Here is a 24,994-nt window from a genome sequence, read left to right on the forward strand (position 1 = left end):
CCTATTCCCCCTATACCATGCAGCTTTCACAAGAATTTGCACCAATAATATCTCCATCATCCGTATATGTTCGAACGTAGTATAACGATTTAATTCCCTTGCTAAACGCATAATTGCGAAGGCGATTTAAGTCTCGGGTGGTCATGGCAGTCGTTTTACCAACTTTCCATTCGTATAAGCCTTCCGGAATTTGCGAGCGCATGAATAATGTTAAACTCATACCTTGATCAATATGTGGCTGTGCAGCGGCATATACATCAATTATTTTACGTTGATCCATGTCAAAAGCTGATGTGTAATAAGGCATCTTTTCATTGGATAAATAAGGAGCTGGATAGAAAATGGCACCCACTGTTTTTTCTTGACGATGCTCGATTCGTTGCGTAATAGGATGTAAAGAAGCACTTGTTTCATTGATATATGAGATAGATCCATTCGGTGCGATTGCCAGGCGATTACGATGGTAAAGGCCATATTTCTGGACATTTTCTTTCAGCTTTTCCCAATCCGAAACAGTTGGAATTGCGACATTTTTGAAGATAGCCGCCACCTTATCTGATAGAAACTGGAATTCTCCTTTCAAATAAGGCTCAAAATAGCTACCATCTGCATATTTTGATTTTTCAAAATTATGAAAAGCCCTCTTTTTTTCCATGGCTATTTTGTTACTTGCTACCAATGAATAATAATTCAATGCTCGGAAATAGGCATCTGTAAACTCAAGGGACTCCGGTGAACCATATGTCATTTGGTTGAGTGCAAATGCAGTATGCAATCCCATCGCGCCTAAGCCGATAGTGTGATATAGCGCATTTCCTTTTTTAATTGTGGGTACTTCATTGATATCCGTTTGCTCAGTAACAGTTGTTAACGCACGTACGGCTACTTCGATAGATTTGCCAAAATCCGGTGATTCAAGGATATTCGGGATATTTGTCGAACCCAGATTACAGCTGATATCCGTCCCTGTGATTTGATAGGATAAGTCATCATTTAAGATTGAGGGTTCTTGCGGTTGGAAAATTTCACTGCACAAGTTACTCATTATTATTTTTCCATCAACGGGATTTGCCTTGTTGACAGTATCAATATTGATAATATATGGATAGCCCGATTCCTGTTGGAGACGGGAAATTTCTTGTTCCAAATCCCGTGCATTAATTTTGTACTTACGGATTTCATCATTAGCAATCATTTCATCGTATTTTTCAGTTATGTTGATATAAGAAAACGGCACACCATATTCTCTCTCCACATCATAAGGACTGAATAAATACATGGGACGATTTGTTTTTAATAATTCATAATATTTATCAGGAACCACTAAGCCTAGTGACAATGTTTTTACCCGAATTTTTTCGTCTGCGTTTTCTTTTTTGGTAGATAAGAAGGCATAGATATCGGGGTGGAAAACATTCAAATAAACGGCCCCAGCCCCATTCCTTTGCCCGAGCTGATTACTATAGCTGAAGCTGTCTTCCAATAATTTCATCACTGGGACAACACCAGAGGAGGCATTTTCTATTTTTTTGATCGGTGCCCCTGCTTCACGTAAATTTGATAAATTGACGCCCACACCGCCACCTTTTCTGGATAGCTGCAATGCTGAGTTTATGCCGCGACCAATCGAAAGCATCGAATCATCCAAATCAACCAAAAAACATGATACTAGTTCTCCACGACGTTTTTTCCCCGCATTCAAGAACGTCGGTGTTGCGGGTTGGTAACGTTGCGTGATCATTTCTTCTGCTAAACCCCAAGCCAACCTCTCATCACCGTTGGCCAAGAATAAAGCATTAAATGCAATACGGTCTTCATATCGTTCCAAGTATTTAGTACCATCATTCGTTTTCAGGGCATATTGGGTATAGAACTTATAGGCTCCCATGAAGCTCTTGAAACGGAATTTATGGGCATACAGTTTTTGAAAAAGCTCTTTTATGTAGGACATTTCATACTTGTTCAGGATTGTCTCGTCTATATAGTCTTCACGAACCAAATAGGCGAGCTTTTCTTCTAAAGTGTGAAAAAATACCGTATTCATATTTATTTCTTCCAGGAAATAAACGCGTGCGGCCTCTTTGTCTTTCTGTAATGGAATCATCCCATCAACCGGGATATTTACTTCATTATTTAAATTAAAATAACTAACACGTTTCGTTTGTTTACCCAACTCATCCAACTCTCTTTCCAATTTCTGAATGTCTAAATCGTTACCCTGAAATTCAAATTCATGTAACACGGGAATGCCGTATTCCGCTTCAATCTCATGGACAGTGAAGCAAAACAAGGATCCGAAATTCCGGTTTCCACCACCGAAAGTACCTATACACAAGCGTTTATTTTGTCCCGTTTCCAAAAAATCTTTTACTGGTTCAGTGACTTCAGAAACGTATGTGGGAACAATTAAAATAAACGGTTCATCCATTTCAACAAACGGATTCGTTACGGTTATCTCAAGCCCATTGAAATTTGGAATTTTTTCGACGAATCGCCGAGTTTGACCCGTAACGGTGAAATAAGCTATTTTTGCCATCTTAATTTACCAAGGCATCCAGTAGTTGCGGTTGGAAACCATTAAAAGGCGGCTCACCTTCTATTTGAATAACAGGGAGGCTTTGGAAGCCAAGCGCTTTTACCTCTTCCACCCATACAGGATTTTCAGATATATTTTTTTCGAAATAGGATACGTTGCGTTTATCTAAATATTTCTTGGTGAACATACATTGGCCACACCCGACCTTACTGTATATGGTTATTTTTTTTGACATGTCGCTCTCTCCTTTTTTGTTTTTTGGGTACAAAAAAACCGCCCATTTAGAATGAACGGTAAAAAACGATAGAAACCCCTATTGAGAGAGCCCACCGTTTCATCTTTTTCATCCCCGAAAAATAGAAACAACAATCATTGGCAGGTCTCCTGGCTCATGTTTCATCCTACTTTAGCCCTTCCCATATTTCTTATTCAAAAGAAGATACAGTGGTTTGCTATTTCGTCCACATTAACAGTTGCGGGGGCAGCTCCAGTTTTTAACTGGATTCCCTATTATGGCATCAGCTGATGCCACCAAAAATTGCGGTACTATATTTTGTGCTATTTATTTGTTTTGTAGTTCTAACATACTACATATTGAATAATACCATAGAGCCCACAACTAGGCTAGACAAAAGTGCGCATTATTCCTTCATTGCCATTATCTCTTCATAGCGTTCGGTTAGTCTACGCTGATCCATTTCTTCCGGGAAATTCGGGGTCGTTAATTGGTAAACGTGGGTGCTATAGGATTTAATAAACGATAATTTTTCTGGGTGAGCCGCATACGCCACCGTTAATAACGAATCAAATAAAGCGCTGGCTCCCGAGATATCCTGCTTCATGTAATGAATCAATTGCCAATAACTTTCATAAAGATCCTTGGCAAAATTATTGAAGTCATAAAAGACAACACCGGTATAGTCTTCATTATCTTCGTGCTCACCCAAAAGTACGAACCTTCCTGGCAATGCAGCCATCTTCCCGTCCAATAATGCTTTATACTGCAGTATATGAATGGCGCTGTTAGGATCGTTTATACCCGGAGATACTGCTCGCAGTGCAACTTCCACCAGCTTAGTCCGGGCAAATATAGGATCATACATCGTAGATGGGGCTATTTCAAATACAAGAGCGCGATTGAAAGGCTCTGCGATTTTCTCAATCGCGTCTATTTTCTTATTCGTATATAAAATCCCTAAAGGTTTATTGCGTGCTACGAAATCACCTATTCTAACGTATAAAACCAAGCTACCTTCCCATTCCTGGGCTAGCGTGACCATCCGATCGAAGTTGATGTATTCCACATAACCATCTTGAGTAGCTTGAATCGTGTAAACATGAAGACGGTCGAATTCCGGTAGATGTTGAACTGTTGGTTTTTCAGAAAAAAATGCCACTGCCTTGTCAAACGATTCATCTGCTTCGTGATACAAGCGATCCACTAGCTGTTCCATGCGAACGAACATAGCGACTGAATAGACAAAACGCACAAAAAATAGAACGCTGAAAAGCGCATAAATCAAGGCTACCGTGGCTGATAACACCAAATACTCATGTTCTGAATTACGCATAAAGAATAAGGAAGACAAACAGTAAATAAACCCACCCAGGAACACCCCTAGCGCTTGCATAGGTGCCTTATGCAGCAAAAAATTCTCCACTGTTCTCGGACTGAAATTGGATGAATAAAACGATATCACTGCCAACATTGTCCCAAAAGTGAATGTGGCAACTGAAAAGAGTGACCCTGCCAAGAGCGAAAGAATATCCTTTGCCAAGTTGACACTCGTCAAGAAAACAGGAGATATTAGTTCAACTGTCGGGATCAACCGTGTATCCAGCGCTATGATGACTAGTGCCAGCATGAACGCTATCAGGACATTACCGCCTAAGGTTACCCAAATACGCTTTTCTTCATATACTAATTTTAAAGCATCCAGCATATGTGTTTCCCCCTTTTTAAACCTGTTTTCTATATTGTAGCATTTAAATAATGGGACTCCTTTGAAACAAACAAATCCATATATAAAACCGTTCATTGGATTATGAACGGTTTTATATATCATCAGTAATGACTCTACTTCACGTAGGCATTTTTATATAAACTTTTTACAAAAAAGGAAGTCGTTACACTTGTTAAAACTGTCGCTGTTAAAAGTTGGCCAGTCGCACTTGAAACGTACTGTTGAAGCTCAGGATGTGCTACTGCCAATATCCCCAATGTTGATACAGAAATCCCTGCAATTGAAAGCATTGAAACTGCGCCAATGCCATCTTGTTTTAATACTTTTTTGTCAATCAAAAATATAGGACTCATCGCGATATAATAGATGATTACAAGTAGCAAACCCTGCAAGCCTGATTTTGCCACTTCAACAAGATCAATACCTTGTCCGATATTCCAACCGAGAATCGGTAACAAGACACCTGAACCCGGAGCAAATAGTTGTGCAAATTTTACATCTAAATTTCCGATTAACATACCAAGGCCTATTGGGACCAATGTGGAAATAATAGGCATCCAGTCCATTTCAGCTCCAGCCGCCGATGTAATACTGTAAACAATTACTGGTATGATAGGCAGACTGAACACACCAATCAAGCCAAAAGCTGCCGTATCATCATCTGTCCCGTACTCTTTAATTAGTGAGAGATAAATAGCTGGATTCAAACTGCTTATTCCTACTACAAGTGCCATGGTACTAATACCAAAAATTCCTTCTTGCCCAAATAATTGAATAGCTGCCAAGCCAAAACCGACACTCAAAATGAATTTTACTACTAATAAAATACCTTGTCTTTTTAAAACGCGCACGAGTCTTTTTAAGTCAATGGTTGTTCCAGAAAAGAAACATAACACGCCCAAAATAAAGTTCATGCTATCACCAGAAAAAGTCGCTTCAGTTAAACCACCGATCCGAACCAAATCCGGCCATATCGTATAAAATAAAGCACTTAGAAATAATGGCACTAAAAACAAGCCCGCAGGCACTTTCGTAATCTTATCGTACATCGTATGTCTCCTTTTTTTAAACTAATCATCTAAAAAAGTCTATCATATTAGGAGAGTTTTTTAAAGGATTACTTGGAAATGCTAATTCTATATTGCACTTATTGCGCGACTTTTAAATGAAATAATCTTTCCAGAAAAAGGTTAATTAGTCAGTGATACCATCATTTTTTTACTTTATGTATTATAAAGAACAGTGACGGTTCCTTGCAATAAGCATTCACGAAAAGTATGTATATTTAAAAAAACTCTCCCTTTTTAATCGGGAGAGTTACAAAGGATAGTCAAATTTACCCTTTTAATATTTAAATTTTTGCATGCCAAGGGTTAGTTCCTCAGCAAGATGAGCCAAACTGTCACTCGCTTCTGAAATCTGACTCATAGCATTGACTTGTTCATCTACTGTAGCAGATGCTTCTTCTGTACTGGCGGCGTTTTCTTCTGAAATAGCAGCCAGTTGCTCCATAGTATGAATAATTAAATTTTTCTTCTCATCCATAATCGAGCTTGTCACATCCAATTGTTCCATTGCCTTGCCAACCTCATCTAAGGTATGTGCTATTCCGTAAAACTTATTATGCGTTTCGGATAAACTATATAGCTGCAGGTCATTCATGTCCTTCATAACAGCTAATGAATCCTTTGCCGCTTGCGTTTTATAATTTAGTGCATCAATCGTCCCTTTTATTTGATCGGCAAATTCATTTGACTGACTCGCTAATTTTTTAATTTCATCTGCTACTACTGCGAATCCTCTACCCGCTTCACCTGATCGAGCAGCTTCAATCGATGCATTAAGAGCGAGTAAGTTGGTTTGATCCGCAATGGACTTAATCATCGTACTCACTGAACCTATTTGCTCGACACTAGCATTTGTTTCCCCAATAACTTCTCCAACTTCTAACTGGGCTTTACTAGCATCTTTTGTTTTTTCTTGCAAATCTCTAAGCTTCTCCAAGCCTTCCTCTTTGAGCCTGTTAACTTGCACAGAGTAAGTGCTCAATTTTTCAATTATCAGTTTTTCTTGATTAATTAGATTTCCTAATTCCTCTACTTTTAGTGTTCCTGAAGAGGTTTCGGTTGCTTGCTCTGTAGCGCCATGCGCGATTTCAGTAATCACAGCATTCACTTCTATAGCCGATACTGTTGCTTCTTTACTCGTGGCTGTCAATTCTTCAGATGAAGCAGAAACTGTTTCTGCATGTTCCGAAATTTGACGGATAAGTTGAACAAGTTGTTTTTTCATTTGTAGTGTTGCATTCGCCAATTGTCCAATTTCGGAATTGTTTTGTAAGAGTTTTTCATCGTTCTCAAGCTTCTTACTGGTCAAATCATAATTTGCTATCTCGGTAATTTCATTGGACATCATCTTAATCGGTTTTACAAGGTTTCGCAAGAAATACCCAACGATCGTCACTATGGTTGCAACAAAAAGTAATGCAATTAAGCTATTTACCAAGATGAGTTGCTGAATTTGCGCATTCACATCTTTTAGGTCATAGCTAACTTTAAAGGCACCTATAATTGTTGCACCCGTTGGATCTTTAATTGGCAACAATTCATAATATTCATTCTTCGTCTTTTCTTTTAAATTTTTGCCAGTCAAAGTCTGACTTATATTTTCCTGCAAGTTTGAATCTGATTTCAGACTGCTTTCGTCCGTTGTATAAAGCAGTCCTTCTGCTGTATAAATATCAACATTTGTATCGGTTAAATTGGTATAATTTTCAAAAAATGCATCAGTGTAACCTGTTTGGATTGTACCAATCACTTCTTGACCTACGTCAATGGGAGCAAAAGCGCGTATTGCTATTCCTGACTTTCCGGTCTCTGTTCCCATTAAGTGGTTACCTTGCAAGGCAGATGCTATTGATGGATTACCTGACTTAGAGTCACCAAATTCTTCCGGATTGTGCGCACGATATAATACAGTTCCCTCAGCATCGCCAATTTCCAATACCGAAAGACCCGTTTTTTCATTAAAAGTTTCATAATAAGGCTGAATAATGGCTGACATTTCCGTATAATTCTTTTTTTCTAATGCTTGCTTTAATCGTTCATTCCCGGACAATCCTGTTGCCAATGCGCCTGCAAATTCTTCTTGTCTACTCATTAATGCCTCTAGTGTTGCAACTGATGTTTCCAACTCTTCTTCGGCCATTCTTTTATCCGTCCGGATTGTATCAATCGTGATAAAACCCAAACCACAAACCACAACTAGCAGTAAAATGCTAAATGCAGCTAATAATTTTGATGTAATTCCTTTAAACATGAACTTCCCCCTAATGCTGACTGTATTGATATATCATTCCAATCGATGACTTTCTTTATATCGGCACTATTCGTCTTTTTTAAAGGGAGATCATGTTGAATTAAATAAATTTTCAAAAAAATGCCTGCCATAAAGGCAGACATCACCATGCTATTTCAAATTATCTATTGCCGCTTGTTCAATACTTAAAGCTTCGCGGTAAATTTACAAAACTTCTTCCATATTAGGAACTTAAATTTACATCAAGTTCCGGCGGTGGAAGGATAAAAGAATTTACTACCCAAAACAACCGCCTCGATAGCTATTGAGGTGGGTTTACATCTTTTTTGGTATAATAATTTCAAAGAGAATAGTATTAATGCGGTTGAGCGTATGCTTTCAAGGATTTTTCTTCCGGGGTGGGAAGAATTTCTTGAGCATATGCTTTTTATTTATGAGGAGGATTCTTATGGAAACTTTTATATCAAACCAAAGCTGGCCGATTCTGGCCCTCGTGTTCCTCATGTCACTCATCATCTTATCCAAGGCCACAGATACACTGATCGACCACGCTGTTTCCCTTTCCCGGGAATTCGGTATATCCGAATTGATAATTGGAGCGACCATTGTTTCAGTGGGGACGACATTGCCGGAGCTATCCACCGCTATCGCGGCCATTATGCAGGATGCCACTGATTTTGTCTTGGGGAACGCCATCGGTTCGGTTATCACAAACATGACTCTTGTTTTGGGTGTTGGTTCAATTGCTGGTGCCATTCCCGTGATGCGGACAACAGCAAGTAGACTGCCTTTTTTGATTGGTTCGCTGTTGCTCATGGTTTTTGGCAGTGTACGGACATTTGGAGCGGAAATATTTTCTTCCACTGGTAGGATCCATCCGGTTGTGGGTATACTCCTCCTTCTTTCCTTGCCTGTCTATCTACTCACGGCATTCCGGGAACCATCCAAAGAAATACATCCGGAAGCGGACGAAGAACCTCATAAAAAGGGAAATTTGATTAAAGAAACAGGCATCATCTTTTTGAGCGCTGTGGCCGTGGCCTTAAGTGCCAGTGCCTTAGTCACCACCGTTGAGGCCGCAGCTGTGCGCCTGGGAGTTTCAGATGCCATTATTGCCGGGACCATTGTTGCCTTGGGTACAAGTTTGCCCGAGTTGACTACCACTTACGCATCCGCCCGAAAAGGCTTTGGCGGCTTGGCTATCGGGAATATTTTAGGGGCAAGCATCCTCAACATCCTTTTGGTGCTGGGTGTCTCCATCTCTTTGGTTCCCGGAGGCTTGGGAGTTGCTCCGATTTTTTACCAGATTCATTTTCCAATAGTTTTGCTTGTAGTTGGCATGGTCAGCTATTTCATTTTCAACACCAAAAAACTTGAAATCAGCAAAATGGAAGGCGCAGTCCTCTTGGCGATATATGCCGTTTATCTACTCTTGAATATTTTTTTGTAACTAACCCACCAGTATCTGCAACATAGTCAAAATCGATTGAACGGGAAGATAATTTAAATTACACTCTACGTGTGAGGTGTTACCAGGAAGGGAGGTTGTCATGAGAATCAGGATTGAAAAGATGGATGCGGGGGAGAACGAGGTGATTCTGCACATTCGCGAGTTGGATGCCGAAATGCAGGCCACACTCGATTTCCTTCAAGCATCCTCCAGCCAGATTTTTGCCCGAAAGGAAAAAGAAACGGTCCTTATTTCGCCCCACGCTATATATTTCGTGGAGGCCGTCGACAACCGCGTCTTCCTTTACACAAAAGCGGATGTCCTGGAAGTGACAGAGTCCTTGATGAAGCTTGAGGAAAATTATCAGCATGCAGGTTTCGTCCGGATTGGCAAGTCACAGCTGGTCAATTTGCACCATATTCAAAAGCTGCGCAGCCTATTGAACAGTCGTATCGAAATCACTCTGGAAAACGGAGAAAAAATGATTGTTTCCCGGCACTATGCTCCGGCATTCAAACAACGATTGGGTATGGAACTTAAGGAGGGTTAACAATGGAACAAACTAATTGGCAAAAATTTTATTTATTCATGTACGAGGCCAAGTCTGCCGCCGGTATTTATTTTGTGGCATTTGTATTTTTTTATCTGTTTTATGGCATTCTTGAACCAAATCAAGCGAGCTCCCTCGATTTTTGGACTGCTATCCAAATTTTCGCGGCGTGTTTGTTGATTGGACTTGGTCAAAGCTTCCTCTTGACCAACAACGTGACCAATTCCCGAATTACCATTTGGGGGTGCTGGTCACTGTCCGTTACCATTCTCTTTTCGGAACTGTTCCAGTGGTTCCAAAGCTATCCTGATTGGTACCACTATGTATTCTATGCCGCCATCGCCCTTTCCTTGTTTTTCTATTGGCTGGCCCTGGTTTGGGATCTGCAACGGGAAACCAAAACACTGAACCGGGCATTAGAGGATTACCAACAAAAAAATAAAAAATAACAAACACCACCCTCAAAGCACCTGTTCGGTCGCTTTGAGGGTGGTGTTTTAGTTGAAATTCTTATAACTTATCAGTCTTTGTAGAAAGTCTTGAATACAGGCATCTCATGATCCTTCCCATAGTGTTCAATCAGGGGAAGGCCGTTCAAGATTTCCATGTCTTCCGCAGAAATCGTGAAATCGATCGCGGCATTGGCTTTCATGTGCGCTTTCTTGGTGGATTTCGGTAAAGCAACCGTGCCCAGTTGCAAGACATAACGGATGCTCAGTTGCGCAGGAGAAACCGTGTATTTCTCAGCCATTTCCTTCACCTTCGGATGGTCAAGGATAGCACCATGAGCAATCGGGGAATAGGCTTCCACCACGATACCTTGTTCCTGACAGTACTTCATGACGTCGTTGGGGACGTTCGTGATATGCACGAGAATCTGATTCACCATGGGTTTGATTTCACCATTTTCGATAAGGTTCTCCAGATCGATTTGTTCAAAGTTCGAAACGCCAATGGCCCGTATTTTCTTTGCTTTATAAGCTTCTTCCAGAGCACGCCATGCTTCGAGATTCCCTTCGAAATAATGGTTGCTCTCATCACGAAATTCAGCCCAGGGTTGTGGACTATGAATAATCATCAAATCGATATAGTCCATATCCAATCGGGCCAGCGATTTATCAATCGCTTTGACCGCTTCCCCGTAATCTTTGATGTTGCCACTGAGCTTGGTCGTCACGAAAATTTCTTTGCGGTCGACACCTGAGGCTTTGATACCGCGGCCGACTCCTTCTTCATTGCGATAAGATTGGGCGGTGTCGATATGGCGGTACCCCACATCCAGAGCATCTTTCACCACTTGATCAACAACCTCGTCATCAATCATCCATACGCCCGCACCCAGCTTGGGGATTTTTACCCCATTTGATAAGATATACGTTTCATCTAAAATCATGTCTATTTTTCCTTCTTTCTGTTTTTATTTTTTCGAAATTTAAAGCGCCTTCATTTTCTTGCTAACTTCATTTTCCACTTCAAGGTAATGCCGAGTCAAGTTATATCCCTCGATGGGCAGAACAGCAAAGCTTATCAAAAATCTGAAAAAAGTAAATCCTTTTTGGTACATTCCAGACAAATGATGGGGGCATTCTCATATCGCAATACTAAAGAAGGCATCGTCTGTGTCCGTAAGTGACTGGGTGGTAAAGCCCATTTTGTCCAACATTTCTCGCCCGCCTCGATTACCTTATTACAGTTATTGCAATGGAATTTTTTATCCTGTTCACTATACATGGTATTATTTCCTTTCACTTCAATTTGATTGTCTTATTTCTTTATAATACTTAGTGGGAGCTACCCCATAGCGTTTCTTAAAGGCTTTATAAAAGTTACTGTAGTCTTTGAAGCCATTTTCCCGATAAACTTTACTGGCAGGCTTATGAGCAAGGATATCATTTTTGGCTGCCTCCAACCGCAGCTGGATTACATATTGGTAGAAGGATACTCCTATCTGTTCCTTGAATAAATGAGAAAGTGTAGAAGAACCAATGAAAAACTTCTGCGCTGTATCTTCTAGTGTCAACTCATTAAAATAATTGGCATCAAGATAGTTTTTGATGTTCAGCATTAAAACTTCATTTGGTTTACTATCTACTTCCTTATTGGTCAAATAATACACTGTTCGGGAAAGAAGGATTATCAAATTAACGGTTGATGTGTATGCAGCAAATTGATGGCAATACTTGTCGTTGTGGAACTCCTTGTCAATCATTTGAAAAGCACTCAATATGCCATGCCATGTTGGTAAGGGAGTGTGAAAAATATATTGTTTATTATCTAAAGCATACCGGAATGGATAGGCAATCTTTTCTTCCATTTCAGCTAGATTTTGAAGGAACGGCAGCGTGATAAAAATTGCATACCCTGTGTAGGGTGTTGGGCTGGCATCAAGAATGGACTGATGCGGCACATTCGGTGGGATGATAACAAAATCACCTTTTTTAAACTCATATTCTTTTCCATCTATGTAGTACAAAGTCTTACCTGAAACAAAAAAGTAAAGTTCATAATAATCATGGGTATGAAGACGATTAATCAGTGGCGTATTATTGTTTATATAAACCATCTCGAAAAGGTCTTTATAGTTAAACTTATTGAAAATAGAATAGTTTCCAGCCATTTTTTCCTTCCTCCAAAAAATAACGATACAGAAGACAAACTGTCTTTTGTACCGTTATCTTATCATATTATGCAAAAGTTACTTTCTCTTTAATTGGTAGTTTCAACAAATTAATTGCATTGTAGCGCACTATTTTAGCGTAAGCTGTTTGAGATAGTTTCCCAGTATTTACAGCATTGTCCAACCAATCTCCTAGCGGGAAATACATATCGACACTAACCATATCCGTTGCGAACATCAAACGATCCTGAAATTCCTCCAAGAATCGATAGCCGAACTCGGGATCACGCATAATTGCATTTCCTGCGCTATTAGCGGAGAGGTCGGCATATAAGTTAGGGTAGTTACGGAACAATTCAACTAAACGTCCACCCTCTTTCACCAAGCCTTCTGGATAATTATTTCTTGATTCGATGTCATACGCCATATCCCCACCAATTTCATACCAGAATGGTTGAGAATGTCCAATTACTTTCAAATTTGGGAACTTTGCCAAAACGCCTTCGAGTAACGGTAACCCGCCATGATCAGCGACACCATAATTGTACCCTTGTTCAGGTGAAATATGGAAAAGAATTGGCATATCCAGTTCTGAACAAGCTTCAAATAAGGGTTCAAACTTTGAATCATCTAGCCAATAATTTTCTGAATACTCTCCTACCCCTACCGCACCTAATTCCTGATAATGACGCAGGCGTTGCTTTAATGTTTCTGGCTGGTGGACATCCACATAACAAAGGAACGAGAAGGTTTCAGGGTATTTTTTTGCTAAAGCAATATTATCGATATTCGCCCCAAATCCCATACCAGTGGTCGAATACTGTTCAGAACCGGACATCAAAACCCCATGCTCTATCCCATTGTCTTCCATATACTTCTTCATGGCTGCGCCATCCGCAATTTTCATGCCCTGGAATTCAAGTTCCTGACCGTCATAAGCAACGTGTAAATGTATATCTATCTTTTTCAAAAAAATCCATCTCCTTATTATTCAGCAACAGGAACATTAACCATTTCAATTTCAACAGCCATATCTTCATCGTCGCGTCTTTCTTTCAATGTAGCCGCAATATGCTTCACATCTTTATCTTTCAGATTGTAGATTACTCCTACTCCAATCAATTCCATGATTCCACCAATTGCCATAATCAATCCTAAAATCATGTAGATGTTTTTACCAACACCCATTGCTTGTGTTGATAGAGAAGAATCATAACCAGCAAAAACGAGTGCGTAAGAACCGATAGTACCACCTAAAGCACTACCTAGCTTACGTGAGAAGGCATAAACGGAAAATAAGGAAGCATCATTTCTTTCACCAAACTTGTATTCATGGTAGTCGATACAGTCATTGACCATTGCCCATACGAGCATGAAGAATCCAACTGTCCCAACGCATGAAAGATAATACAATCCAATGTAAATATAAGGATTTTGTATGTTACCTATTAACATTGCTGCATAGGCAACGAGAGAAACAATGATAGCGCCTGATAATGTAATACGTTTTCCAAATCGAGCAACTAATTTTGGAACAAAAGGATACATAACCAACACCAAAATCAAACTACTGAATCCTAATGTAGCGGTTAATTTCGGAGCTTTGAAATACTCGATGAATAAATATGCATTTAACTGTGCGAAGCCCATACCCAAGAAAAGGTTTCCAATTGTTGCGAACATCACACCTAATAGAGGGCGATTTTGTGAAACTTGTTTAATGAGGCGTTTGTATTCAAATTTTGGTTTTTCTTCTTGTGTTCTTGTATCTTTGATTCGTTCGGTGGTGAAGCTTACTAAAATAAAGTAAGATATTGCAATAGCTGCAATAGAAAGCGTTGCTAATTTCATAAATGCAGAAGGAATATATTCACCGTTATCATTAAAAAGGATAAGTGGTGCGATCGTCATCAGGATTGGACCACTTATTTGTGCCCCTAATGAACGAGCTTGAGAAAGTTTTGATCTTTCAAGTGGATCCGAAGTAATAACCGACGACATAGCCCCGTAAGGAACGGAAGTTAATGTATAAGCCATCTCATGCAATACGTAGAAAACGGTCACCCAAATATATTTAAACATCATGGACTGACTGCTGATATCTAAAAACATGAATGCTAAAGATAAAGATAATGGGATTAATCCAAGCATTACATAAGGTTTGAATTTATTGCCACTTTTACCTATTTTCCAACGGTCAGGAAAAGAACCAATAATTGGATCATTAATGGCATCCCAGAACTTTGTGAATAAGAACATGGAACCCATAAATGCTGGACTGATTCCTAAAACATACGTACAGAAAACCATTACATAACCAATCATAACTGTATCGACTGTGCCCGCAACATCCCCGAATGCATAGCCGATTTGGTCTTTAACACCAAATTTTCTCATTTCTCTTTCTCCTCTGCTTCTTCGTGCATTTTTTTGATTACACAAATCGCGTTTTTGTGTAATCTTTCACATCAATGATAGCGGTTAACCTCTTATGCTACTCATTTTATTGAATCCGCTATCAAAATAGAATTGCAAAAAATCTGAGGGACTATGCAAAACCTGTTGGTAATTTCTGGTGATTCTCCCAGAATTTGCCTGTTTCTGGAATAACGTGAAAACTGAATGGATTCTTGAGCTGGTTCCAACCCAAGATTCCGAGTAGTAATTTCAATTAATTATTCCCACTCGTGATAATTTTTTATTTGAGCTAGATTTTTTTCGAAAAACTCTTACTCATTATTTCCGAGTTGGTATTGTTAAATTTTAAAGTGTTAGTGTATTTCTATATACGACAAAAAAGCCCACGAAAATTAATCTTCTGACAATTTTCACAGACTTCTAGATAATTAAAAATTATTGATTCGTGCGGTAAACGCAGAAGATCATGAATCGCCTTCGGGACGTTCAATTATTCCCAAATATTCAATCGTGACCTATTTTTTTCCTTCAAAACGTCAAGCTGTCTTTCACTCAACCCTACCCGTTTACCGCTCTCTTCACCAAGGAAGAGAATGTTGCCACCTACTTTAATACATTCAAAAATCCCTTTATTCATGATCCATTGACATTCTGCTTTTCAATCAGTTTAGCCACATCCTGGTCATTTCCGGTGCTAATTGAAACGCGAACGGGATTTTTGGCGATATCCGTCGTGTATTCCAACATAGTTTGCCCTGCTGGCACAACACCTTGTTGCCAGTGAGAAGGCACTTGATAAAGGTTGATGCTTCCGTCACCGTTGCTACTGTAGATGACGCTGCCATCAGCCATTATTTTTCCCGTTAACACCACCACATTTTCGGGATAGGTCGCACTATCTGCCGGCTCATACGCGTTGATGGGTTCACCTTTCGAAATATAGGTCACATTCAGTTCTTCCACATCGACATTCCCGATCACTTCCAGCCAGACCCGGGCATATTCAATTTCCTGAACTGAGTAACTGGAAAGCAAATCTTCATCCGCAGCCGAATTTTCATTTTCTACCGGCTTTAGATCTTCTTTACTGACCGTCACCATATCGGTATTACGGATCGTGCGTTTCGAAATAGGTTTTTCCGGATACGGGGTGTCGACCTCGTAAAACGTGATGGTCGTAAATTCCTCCTCTTTTATAAACGCCACCGGGTTTCTTCCCCCATAACCAATATTTTTGAAAGAAAGAACAATCGTATTGCCCGTATTCTCGATCAACTCCCAAGATTCACGTTCGTAAAACTCGCCGTCCAACTCGATGCTCGCCAAGTCTTCACCCAGGTCCTGGATAATGGCTTCCTCGTAGAAGACGACTGCTTCTTCCATCGATGTCCAGATAGGGGCTGCTTCGGACGTAACTTCGCTAGATAGCGTAGTTTCAGAACTGGTTGGCGGTTCTGTGACTTCGGAGTTGTTACACGCTACGAGAAACATTCCGGCTACAACTGCTAGTAATGCTTTGTTTTTCATAGTTACTCCTTTCTGAAAAAAACAATCAACCACTATATTTTACCAATCGCTTAAAATCAAAACTAATCGGTTTCAACATCTCTACCCCTTCAAACTGAATCGCATACGTCCGGTTATAGGGATCTACTTCTTTAACGATTCCTTTACCAAATACGGGGTGTTCGACGGCTTCATCCACTTGAAAACCATCTGCGGGTGCTTCCCCTAGAACGGTGGAATTAGTTAAAGTGATATACTCCTTACTCTCCTGAATAAACTCTTCCTCAATTACACCGATTCGGTCGAATAAACTTTCCTTTATCTCAAAAATGAACCGCGATGGAATCTTGTTTTTTCCATTCTGGCCAATGCCTTCCGATTCAGTCATATAGAATTCTTTCATCGCACGCGTGATTGCCACGTACATCAACCGACGCTCCTCCTCCAAGGCTCGCTTCTTCCCTTGTTCTAGGGACCGAGCGTTCGGTAAAATTCCATCATTGAAACTAATCAAGAAAACATAGGAAAACTCCAAACCTTTAGCTGTATGAATGGTCATCATTTTGACACTTTGGTGGTTTGGTTCTTTCTCATAATCGGTATAGAGCGCAATACTTTGCAGGTAATCATGTAAGCTTGCTTCCTCTTCGTTGGCTCGCTCGTAAGCAACAACTGAATTCATGAGCTCGGTCAGGTTATCTAAGCGCTCCTGATCCCCGTCCTGGCGTAACGCCGCCATGTATCCCGATTTCTCCAATACTTCCGTCAACAAATCAGAAACGGTATAGTTTATGTAGTGGTCTTGATAATCCAAAATCAATTCGATAAATTTCCGGGCACGATCCGAAAGAAATTCCTGTCCCTGATATTGTTCCACCACTTCCAGATAGGATAGTCCCGATTCACTCGCTACCTTGCGTACCACTTCCAATTTGCGAGGTCCCATTCCTCTTCTGGGGTTATTTATGACACGAAGAAAGGATAAATCGTCCCCAACCGCAATCAAACGCAAATACGCCAGGGCATCCTTTACTTCTCTACGTTGAAAAAACTTGAAACCTCCGTAAATAGTGTAGTCAATTCCTTCGTTAATCAATCCTTGTTCAATATAGCGAGATAAAAAATTAGCCCGATATAAAATGGCGATTTCATTAAGATTGACGCCCTCTTTTTCTAAATAACGTATACGCTCAATAATCCACTTCACTTCTTCGGATTCGTTTTTTCCGTGGAAATGCACGACTTTTACCCCGGAAGGATTACGGGTAAACATGTCCTTGTCCACGCGCAACTTATTTTGCTTGATTAATGCATTCCCCAAGTTGAGTATTTCCGGTGTTGATCGGTAATTTTCGTTCAGGATTATCGTTTTACAGGTTGGGTAATGCAAATTGAAATCAACAAAGTATTCCGGTCTTGCCCCACGCCACTCGTAAATTGTTTGGTCGGGATCCCCTACCACAAAGAGATTCTTGTTTCGTTTCGATACCAAATCAACAATCGCGATTTGTTTGGCGCTGCTATCCTGGAATTCATCGACCTGAATATAGTGCAGTTTCTTCTGCCACTTTTCCAGCACTTCCTCATAGTCCTGGAATAAAACCAAGGTAAAATTAATCAAATCATCGAAATCCAGCCCGAAAATTTTCTTTTGCTTCAACAAATACTTCTTGATGACTTGTTGTTCCACTGTATCAGTTTCCTCAAAGACAATCTTATTTTCTACATCAGCCAACATATAGACATAATCGAGCTCTTCTTTGAATTTCGCGATTTTCAACAATAAACTCCGGAAGGTCCTGTTCTCTAACCGCATTCCTAGTTCTTCATATATTTCACGCAATATAGCTTTTTGATCCTCTTCATCCAGAATAATAAATTGGCGGGGAAACTGGAAGCGGTGGATATCCTCTCGTAACACCCGCACACAAAAACCGTGATAAGTTACAATCAACCCATTGTCATATCCTGAACCAAGCAAGGCAGTCACGCGCCGCTTCATTTCTCCTGCAGCTTTATTGGTGAAGGTCACGCATAATATATGGTCCGGATCAATTCCGAGATACTCCACTATGTAGGCATAACGATGTGCGAGCGCCCTGGTCTTTCCTGACCCGGCCCCCGCTACCACGCGTACATATCCTTCAGTTGTTTTCACTGCTTCAAGTTGTTTGTCGTTTAAACCTGTTAGAATATTATCCTCTGCCATTATCTTCACTCTTTCCGTAAAAGATGAAATAAATACAGTACGAACTTATATTCTTATTTTAACAGAAAGATCACTATTTATACTATGAATCCTCGTATAAAATCCAATTTCGTTTTCAAAAAAATTAGCCAAAGCACTCCTTCGTGACGAAAGATTGTTTTGGCTGTACTTGTTATGCATTAAATACATCAGTTATAAGTGCGAATCCTTTTCCTATTAACCCAGTCAAATTCACTATAAAGTGGTTTATCATCAGTTTGAAATCTTCCGGATTTTGAATGAAATAATAAACCAACCCAACTACAAAGACATAGCGGAGTGATTTTTTGATTAATTTTTCCGTCTTTCTACGAGTCTTTCGCACTGGCTTGCTTGTCCAAACTTTTTTACCTGTTTGGTATTGCACTGGCGTGATTCCCACCCAGCCTAATACAAAAGGAAGTGCAACATTCCAGTATTTTCTATATAAACGCCTTAATTTTCTTTTCACAACAACGGCCCTTCCTACTTCACATCAATGATTTCGTAAAATTTTTGTTTTATATACTTCTCACTCTTTAAGTGATATTTTCATTATACCTCTTTACGAACGTGCGTTCAACACAGCATGAAAATACTACATAAATGAGTACTTTTTACCCCATCACAAGGACCGTTATGTTTTTAAATTCCTCCCAATATAAAACCAATCAAGTAAGCAGCAACTGCTGCTAGACCACCTATGCCCAACATCTCCAGTCCGGATTTTATCCAGTTTGAATGCGTGATACGGGACTTCAACGCTCCTAGAAGAAACAGCGTCATCCCTGTTAAAACCGAAGCAATTGTAAAAGCATTATCATGTATAAATGGCAGGAACATGGAGAAAACATAGGTTAAAAGTGGGATCATTCCAAAAATAAAGAAGGAAGAGAAAGTGACAATAGCATTTTTCAGTGGACCTTCCAGGACCTCGCTATTGCCCTGTTCCCATATAATTTTTTGATCAATAAAAGGCGTTTCATATTTAGCCAGCGTATAGGCAATGGTCTGAGCATCTTCCTTCGAGAGTCCTTTATTTTCATAAGACACTATGAGACTCTCTACTTCATTATCAAAGTTATCGACCAGTTCGCGCCTCTTTTGTTGTTTAAGTCCCATATTATACTCATTCTCTGACTTGCTGGAAAGATAGTCGCCTACAGCCATTGAGAATCCATCGGCTAGCAAGTTAGAAAAACCGAGAATGATCACCACTCGAACAGCCAGAGATGCGCCTGCTACACCAGACACCACCGCAAATGTCGTAACAATCCCGTCCAAACCACCATAAACGATACTCTTGATGTATTTTCCACCTTTAAATTTTTCTTGTCCGTCCTTGGCCTTGGCTTTAATCAATGGATTTTTCATAGCTCATTCATTCTCCTTTATATATCGAGTCTCTATCTCTTTAACTTCTCATTCTCACCTTAACTCTATTATGGATTTTCCTAACCGTAATCTCTACTGATAGCCCTCAGGAAATTTACCTTTTAGGTAGCATAATCACCTCATATCACAAGGTGGAAAAGAATAAATCAGCCGATCAGACACTCAATCAATTTCTTTGACACAGTTCCAGGTTTGCAAAAAGTTATGTCCAATATCCGTCAGAATCGGACATAACTTTCACGCTGCACATTAGTTATGCCTCATTCAAACTAAAAACGGACATAACTTGGGTGGCATTCGAAAGGTACAACCGTTTTTTAAGTTGCCACAACGGCACGTTATCGCAAGTTATTATATAATGAAATCAGAAGGAAACGTCATCTCAAATAGAAAAGAGGAAACATGATGGCTGATTATGGAACTCTACACGAATCAAAGGGTCGGTATTTGTTAAGGTTCGAGCGTTTTTTTCCCTATAGCCCCGAGGAAGTTTTTATGGTCTTGACGAATCCTGATGATTTTAAGGAATGGTATCCCTGTGCTACGGGTGAGATGGAACTCAAGGTGGGTGGCGTTATCCGTTTTGATGACGAGGAAGGAACAGTATCTGAAGCAATTATAACGGAACTGGATGCTCCCCATACTTTTTCATTTCAAGAAGGCGATGAGCTCATCCACATCACGTTGAAAAATCATGACAAAGGCTGTCACATGATTTTTACGCATACCTTTGATGATTTATCTTGGGCTGTAAATACTGCTACCGGATGGCATGGCTGTCTGGAGGTGCTGGAACAAATCGTGAATGGTGAACCAATCAGTTGGCAAAATGACGTAGACAGATTGATGGGAATCTATAGTGAGTCATTTGATAAGACATTTAGATAGCTATTATAAAACGATTACTCAGACATCAAAATGGCTGTTGAGTAATCATTTTTTTTTGAAAAGCGATTACTCAGACGAAAAATATGGTTTGAGTGATCACTTCAGAGTTTCGTCTTATTCCAATCGGGCCAGTTGTTTCAGTTATTATTTACTGTACGTAGCGATGTCTGGTATACTTTACATAAAGTAAGGTATATTTTACAAAACGAGGTTGCGATGATGACTAAAAATATACGTCTAAAGATGGCACGAATGGAAAAAGATATGTCTCAACAAGCACTTGCAGATGCAACGGATGTAACGCGTCAAACAATCAGTGCGATTGAACGCGGTGATTATAATCCGACAATCAATCTCTGCATCAAAATTTGCAAGGCTCTTGGAGTGACACTGAACGATTTATTTTGGGAGGGTTAAAAATGAACAGCTATGATGAATACCAGCGCTTTATCCGGTACCGTACTGGCTATCACAGTTTTTTCTTAGTGGTACTCCTTTTACTGGTGAATCACTTTGTAACGGGTGTCAAGGATTTCCAATGGGCTGAAGACGGTTCAGTAGAACTTCTCTTTATCATATTGATTCCTGGAACATTCATGAATATCGTCAGTACTTGGCAAGGGGCTTATTTCAATCGCAAGGAAAAACCGTTGCGTAGCAACCTAGTCGTCCTAGCTATGGGTGTGATGTATGTTTGGCTTGCTCTATACTCAGGTTCAATAAGTGACAGAGGTTTGGTGATTGACGGAAAACTCACTTTAGCGGCATCTCAGCTCATGTTGGGTCTGACATGGATTTCAATCCCCATCACCTATATTGTTCGAAAATTATGGGACAAACGCATAGCTGATTGAATCCCTTTAAATAGCAAAAAAGCACTCAACCGAGTGCTTTTTTATAACGCTATTTTGCTTCGCTTACGACATCCGTTTTGATAGCTGCTTTGTTATTAACACGTTTCATATACCACAACGTCAATACCATCCCTACAACTGCCATCACAATTGAAATAATAAAAGCTAGCGAGTAAGAACCTGTTGCTTCACGCATCGTTGAAGCAATTGATGGTCCGAATACGGCCGCGATACCATAAGCGGTAAACATCCAACCGTAGTTTGAAGCGGATTTTGAAGCACCCCAGTTTTCTGCGGTAATTCCTGGGAATGATCCTAGGAAACCACCAAAGGAAAGTGCAATCCCAACCAAGCCGATGATGCCGGCTACAGCGCCTAATGTTTGGGTTAGATTCAAGAGGAGTAATCCTGCAGCAGACACGATAAACATTAATGCGACTGTTTTATAGCGTCCGACTTTATCCGATACGGATCCCCAGAAGATGCGACCCATTGTATTCGCCAGGCCTACAATCATCACGATAGCAGCTCCGGCTCCTAGATTATAAGTCGCTGCAATATTGGCTGCGTGACCAATGATCATCATACCGCTTGTTGCCGCAAATGTGTAAATGACCCATAAGATCCAGAAATTTGGCTCGCGCAGCATTTGTTTGTAGTCTTTATCCGTATTTACCGTTGTCACTGCTTTTTCTTGGACGGGTGGATTTTCCATGATGAATGATGAAGCACAGATGACCACCAACAAAATCGCACCTAATACACGGAAAGTTTGGTTGATACCAATGCTACCAATCATGCTTGTAGCGATTGGTGCCAAGATGATTGCACCTGATCCAAAACCAGCTGCCGTAAGTCCTCCTGCCAATCCTTTTTTATCCGGGAACCATTTAACAGTAAGTGCCGTAGCTGTTCCGTACCCCGCTCCAATTCCTAAACCTAAAATAATTCCGTAAGTCAGGTATAGCATAATAATACTGTTGGCATAACTAGTCAAGAACATACCAAGACCGAACAAGATACCTGATACAAGAACGACTTTCTTCCCACCATATTTATCCACGATTGGACCGCAGATAATCATCGCAACGGGAACCATGGCAAAAGAAATACTGAAGGCCAGGGACGTTTCACTCAGTGACCAATCCGTATTTTGTTCTAATAATGCTGTTTGGAACACGGACCACGCATATCCAGCCCCCAAAGCCAAATTTGTTATAATTGCTGCAATCAATATAAGCCAGCGATTTTTCTGTTGTTTCATTTTACTCCTCCTTATTGTAATTCCGAACCTTCTCCTATTAAGCGGTTTCAGTAACAGTTTAGATGGTTTTGAGCGAAGTTACTACCAACAGAATATTATGACGGCTATAATTTGAAGTTATGGATTTAGTTTATTTGGTTATAAAATCAAAGAGAGCGTATAATTAGTTAAATCGCATTCATTGTTGATAAAAAGCTCACTCAGACGAGAAAATCGTTCTGAGTGAGCTTTTTTTCGAAATAGTGGTTACTCAACCCGTCTGACAAGACAGTAAAATGCAATTATGTTAACCTAAAAATATAACAGCACCACAACTTATGACTAAATACATTATTTATAGGAGGCATTTACATGGTAAAAAGAAAACCGAATATAGTATTAATGTTCGCAGATGACTTAGGCTATGGTGACGTATCGAGTTTTAACCCGAATTCTAAAATCCATACCAAAAATATAGATGCTCTAGCAGCAGCTGGCATGCGTTTCAAGGATTCACATGCAACCAGTGCGCTCTGTACCCCTTCTCGTTATGGCTTATTGACCGGCCGCTACAATTGGCGGTCGCGTTTGAAGAGTTTCGTTGTTCGGGGCGATTCCGAGACTTTAATCGAAAAAAACCGCAAAACGCTTGCTCATATGCTGAAAGAAAATGGTTATCGCACTGCCGCAGTCGGGAAATGGCATTTGGGGATGGACTGGGAACTGAAAAAAGAAAATGATTTGGACCGCTTCTCTTTGGATCAAGAGGAGTTCCAGAAGCTTGATGATCAATTCGGACGAAATGGTAACTTTGACCAGAGCTTGCAGACAGCAAAAATTGAAGGCTTGGATATTGATTACACTAAACCAATTAAGTATGGACCGAATGATTTTGGTTTCGATTACTTCTTTGGAACTTCTGCTTCACTAGACCAACCGCCATATGTTTATATCGAAAATAACCGCTTCATGGCTGAACCGACTATTCTCTATGGTTTACCGAACGTGGCACGCCACAATGATTCCCAACAAGAAGCGTGGCAAATGGGGCCGGCTGATCCGAAATTTAATGTGGAGCAGGTTCCAGTGGATATGCAGAATAAAGTATTGGGGCTATTGGATGACATGGGTGACCGGGAACAGCCTTTCTTCTTGTACTATCCCACTCATCTAGTGCACGGTCCACTTATTCCTACTGAGGAATTTAGAGGGAAATCCGGTTTGGGTCTTTACGGGGATTTTGTCTTGCAATTAGATGCTTATGTAGGGCAAATTACAGCTAAATTAAAAGAAAAAGGCATTTTTGAGGATACTATTTTCATCTTTACGAGCGACAATGGCGCCTCTGCCGTGGCCGGGTTCGATGATTTATTAGAACAAGGCCATAACCCCAGCCATATTTTCAGAGGGAAAAAGGCAGACGTATGGGAAGGCGGTCACCGTGAACCAACCATCATTTCTTATCCACGCATCATCGATCCTGGAACAAGTACTTCCCAAATGGTGAGTCACTCGGATTGGTATCGTACGATTGCAGATATTTTAGATGTCACTGTTCCCGACGATGCTGCGGAAGATTCCGTTTCTGCTATACGATTATGGCAAGGAATCGACAAGCCTCTGCGTGAAGATATTGTTCATTCAACCGGTAACGGTGGCTTCTCTATCCGTCGTGGCTTCTGGAAGCTGAACTTAGTGAGTAATGGGGGTGGATTTGCTGCCTTGAACGATAAAAACTTCCAACCACAAGAATTATTCGACTTACGAGACGACATCAGTGAAACAACGAACGTCATTGAAAAACACCCGGATATCGTAAAAGAGCTAACTGAAATACTGGCGGAACAAGTAAAAAATGGTCGTTCCACTGAAGGAAAACCACAAAAAAACGAACCAAACAATCCAACTGGTGAATGGCCACAATTGGAATGGATGGAAGATTACGAAACGTATATCCAAACGTTTAAAAAAACACCTTCACCAAAAGAGGAGCACGGAGGAAAAGATAAAAAAATTGATAAGAAATGA

General features: G+C 40.2%; 21 protein-coding genes, 1 riboswitch and 1 other annotated feature. Of the genes, 7 read left to right on the forward strand and 14 right to left on the reverse strand.

Annotation, left to right across the window (positions count from 1 at the left end; translation table 11 throughout):
* Positions 1–10 precede the first annotated feature (10 nt).
* The 5 genes from nrdE to ACTVAI_RS04940 form a co-directional block, all read right to left on the reverse strand.
* Positions 11–2,536: a class 1b ribonucleoside-diphosphate reductase subunit alpha gene (nrdE, locus tag ACTVAI_RS04920; protein ID WP_443486042.1), complete on the reverse strand. Its 2,526-nt coding sequence runs from the start codon at positions 2,534–2,536 to the stop codon at positions 11–13.
* Between the two features lies 1 nt (position 2,537).
* Complete coding sequence (locus tag ACTVAI_RS04925; RefSeq protein WP_443473880.1) at positions 2,538–2,771, reverse strand: glutaredoxin domain-containing protein; 234 nt, start codon at positions 2,769–2,771, stop codon at positions 2,538–2,540.
* A 122-nt stretch (positions 2,772–2,893) separates the two neighbouring features.
* A riboswitch (cobalamin riboswitch) is annotated at positions 2,894–3,087 on the reverse strand.
* 90 nt (positions 3,088–3,177) lie between these two features.
* Positions 3,178–4,479 (reverse strand): DUF2254 domain-containing protein, encoded by a 1,302-nt coding sequence (locus tag ACTVAI_RS04930; RefSeq protein WP_443473879.1) that lies wholly within the window; start codon positions 4,477–4,479, stop codon positions 3,178–3,180.
* Positions 4,480–4,613: 134 nt separating this feature from the next.
* Entirely contained in the window at positions 4,614–5,549 is a 936-nt protein-coding gene (locus ACTVAI_RS04935; protein WP_443473878.1) for a 2-keto-3-deoxygluconate permease, read from the reverse strand.
* Between the two features lie 295 nt (positions 5,550–5,844).
* On the reverse strand, positions 5,845–7,818 hold the full coding sequence (locus ACTVAI_RS04940; protein WP_443486043.1) for a methyl-accepting chemotaxis protein: 1,974 nt from the start codon (positions 7,816–7,818) through the stop codon (positions 5,845–5,847).
* Between the two features lie 362 nt (positions 7,819–8,180).
* Positions 8,181–8,226, forward strand: a sequence feature (sodium ion sensor (DUF1646 type); this cis-regulatory element may regulate processes involved in with the transportation of sodium ions).
* 40 nt (positions 8,227–8,266) lie between these two features.
* Between ACTVAI_RS04940 and ACTVAI_RS04945 the strand changes: the two genes are divergently transcribed.
* From ACTVAI_RS04945 to ACTVAI_RS04955, 3 genes are all read left to right on the forward strand, one after another.
* Complete coding sequence (locus tag ACTVAI_RS04945) at positions 8,267–9,268, forward strand: sodium:calcium antiporter (protein ID WP_443473876.1); 1,002 nt, start codon at positions 8,267–8,269, stop codon at positions 9,266–9,268.
* Positions 9,269–9,368: 100 nt separating this feature from the next.
* On the forward strand, positions 9,369–9,818 hold the full coding sequence (locus tag ACTVAI_RS04950) for a LytTR family DNA-binding domain-containing protein (RefSeq protein WP_443473875.1): 450 nt from the start codon (positions 9,369–9,371) through the stop codon (positions 9,816–9,818).
* 2 nt (positions 9,819–9,820) lie between these two features.
* Positions 9,821–10,267 carry a hypothetical protein gene (locus tag ACTVAI_RS04955; RefSeq protein ID WP_443486044.1) on the forward strand — a complete coding sequence of 149 codons (447 nt, stop codon included), beginning with the start codon at positions 9,821–9,823 and terminating at the stop codon, positions 10,265–10,267.
* A 71-nt stretch (positions 10,268–10,338) separates the two neighbouring features.
* On the opposite strand, the gene ACTVAI_RS04960 is transcribed toward ACTVAI_RS04955, so the two are convergent.
* The 8 genes from ACTVAI_RS04960 to ACTVAI_RS04995 form a co-directional block, all read right to left on the reverse strand.
* Positions 10,339–11,211, reverse strand: a complete 873-nt coding sequence (locus tag ACTVAI_RS04960) for an aldo/keto reductase (RefSeq protein WP_443486045.1) — start codon at positions 11,209–11,211, stop codon at positions 10,339–10,341.
* Positions 11,212–11,568: 357 nt separating this feature from the next.
* A complete protein-coding gene (locus ACTVAI_RS04965; RefSeq protein WP_443473871.1) occupies positions 11,569–12,435 on the reverse strand; it encodes an AraC family transcriptional regulator in 867 nt (288 codons plus the stop codon).
* 67 nt (positions 12,436–12,502) lie between these two features.
* A complete protein-coding gene (locus tag ACTVAI_RS04970; protein ID WP_443473870.1) occupies positions 12,503–13,405 on the reverse strand; it encodes an amidohydrolase family protein in 903 nt (300 codons plus the stop codon).
* Positions 13,406–13,422: 17 nt separating this feature from the next.
* Positions 13,423–14,832 (reverse strand): MFS transporter, encoded by a 1,410-nt coding sequence (locus tag ACTVAI_RS04975; protein WP_443473869.1) that lies wholly within the window; start codon positions 14,830–14,832, stop codon positions 13,423–13,425.
* A gap of 654 nt (positions 14,833–15,486) precedes the next feature.
* On the reverse strand, positions 15,487–16,380 hold the full coding sequence (locus ACTVAI_RS04980; protein ID WP_443473868.1) for a hypothetical protein: 894 nt from the start codon (positions 16,378–16,380) through the stop codon (positions 15,487–15,489).
* A 25-nt stretch (positions 16,381–16,405) separates the two neighbouring features.
* The gene (locus ACTVAI_RS04985; RefSeq protein ID WP_443473867.1) at positions 16,406–18,568 is read right to left on the reverse strand and encodes an ATP-dependent helicase; all 2,163 of its coding nucleotides are present in this window, start codon (positions 18,566–18,568) and stop codon (positions 16,406–16,408) included.
* A gap of 172 nt (positions 18,569–18,740) precedes the next feature.
* Entirely contained in the window at positions 18,741–19,058 is a 318-nt protein-coding gene (locus tag ACTVAI_RS04990) for a hypothetical protein (protein WP_443473866.1), read from the reverse strand.
* Positions 19,059–19,231: 173 nt separating this feature from the next.
* A complete protein-coding gene (locus ACTVAI_RS04995; protein WP_443473865.1) occupies positions 19,232–19,960 on the reverse strand; it encodes a VIT1/CCC1 transporter family protein in 729 nt (242 codons plus the stop codon).
* A gap of 426 nt (positions 19,961–20,386) precedes the next feature.
* Between ACTVAI_RS04995 and ACTVAI_RS05000 the strand changes: the two genes are divergently transcribed.
* The 3 genes from ACTVAI_RS05000 to ACTVAI_RS05010 all read left to right on the forward strand — a co-directional run bounded on the left by ACTVAI_RS05000 (position 20,387) and on the right by ACTVAI_RS05010 (position 21,723).
* Positions 20,387–20,869, forward strand: a complete 483-nt coding sequence (locus ACTVAI_RS05000; protein ID WP_443486046.1) for an SRPBCC family protein — start codon at positions 20,387–20,389, stop codon at positions 20,867–20,869.
* 219 nt (positions 20,870–21,088) lie between these two features.
* Positions 21,089–21,286, forward strand: a complete 198-nt coding sequence (locus tag ACTVAI_RS05005; RefSeq protein ID WP_443473863.1) for a helix-turn-helix transcriptional regulator — start codon at positions 21,089–21,091, stop codon at positions 21,284–21,286.
* A 2-nt stretch (positions 21,287–21,288) separates the two neighbouring features.
* The gene (locus ACTVAI_RS05010; protein WP_443486047.1) at positions 21,289–21,723 is read left to right on the forward strand and encodes a hypothetical protein; all 435 of its coding nucleotides are present in this window, start codon (positions 21,289–21,291) and stop codon (positions 21,721–21,723) included.
* A 49-nt stretch (positions 21,724–21,772) separates the two neighbouring features.
* Here ACTVAI_RS05010 and ACTVAI_RS05015 read toward each other — a convergent pair whose 3' ends face one another.
* Positions 21,773–22,987 carry an L-lactate MFS transporter gene (locus ACTVAI_RS05015; protein WP_443486048.1) on the reverse strand — a complete coding sequence of 405 codons (1,215 nt, stop codon included), beginning with the start codon at positions 22,985–22,987 and terminating at the stop codon, positions 21,773–21,775.
* A gap of 351 nt (positions 22,988–23,338) precedes the next feature.
* Between ACTVAI_RS05015 and ACTVAI_RS05020 the strand changes: the two genes are divergently transcribed.
* A complete protein-coding gene (locus ACTVAI_RS05020) occupies positions 23,339–24,994 on the forward strand; it encodes a sulfatase family protein (RefSeq protein WP_443486049.1) in 1,656 nt (551 codons plus the stop codon).

Source organism: Jeotgalibaca sp. A127 (assembly GCF_052266745.1).
In the GTDB taxonomy this organism is placed as follows: domain Bacteria; phylum Bacillota; class Bacilli; order Lactobacillales; family Aerococcaceae; genus Jeotgalibaca.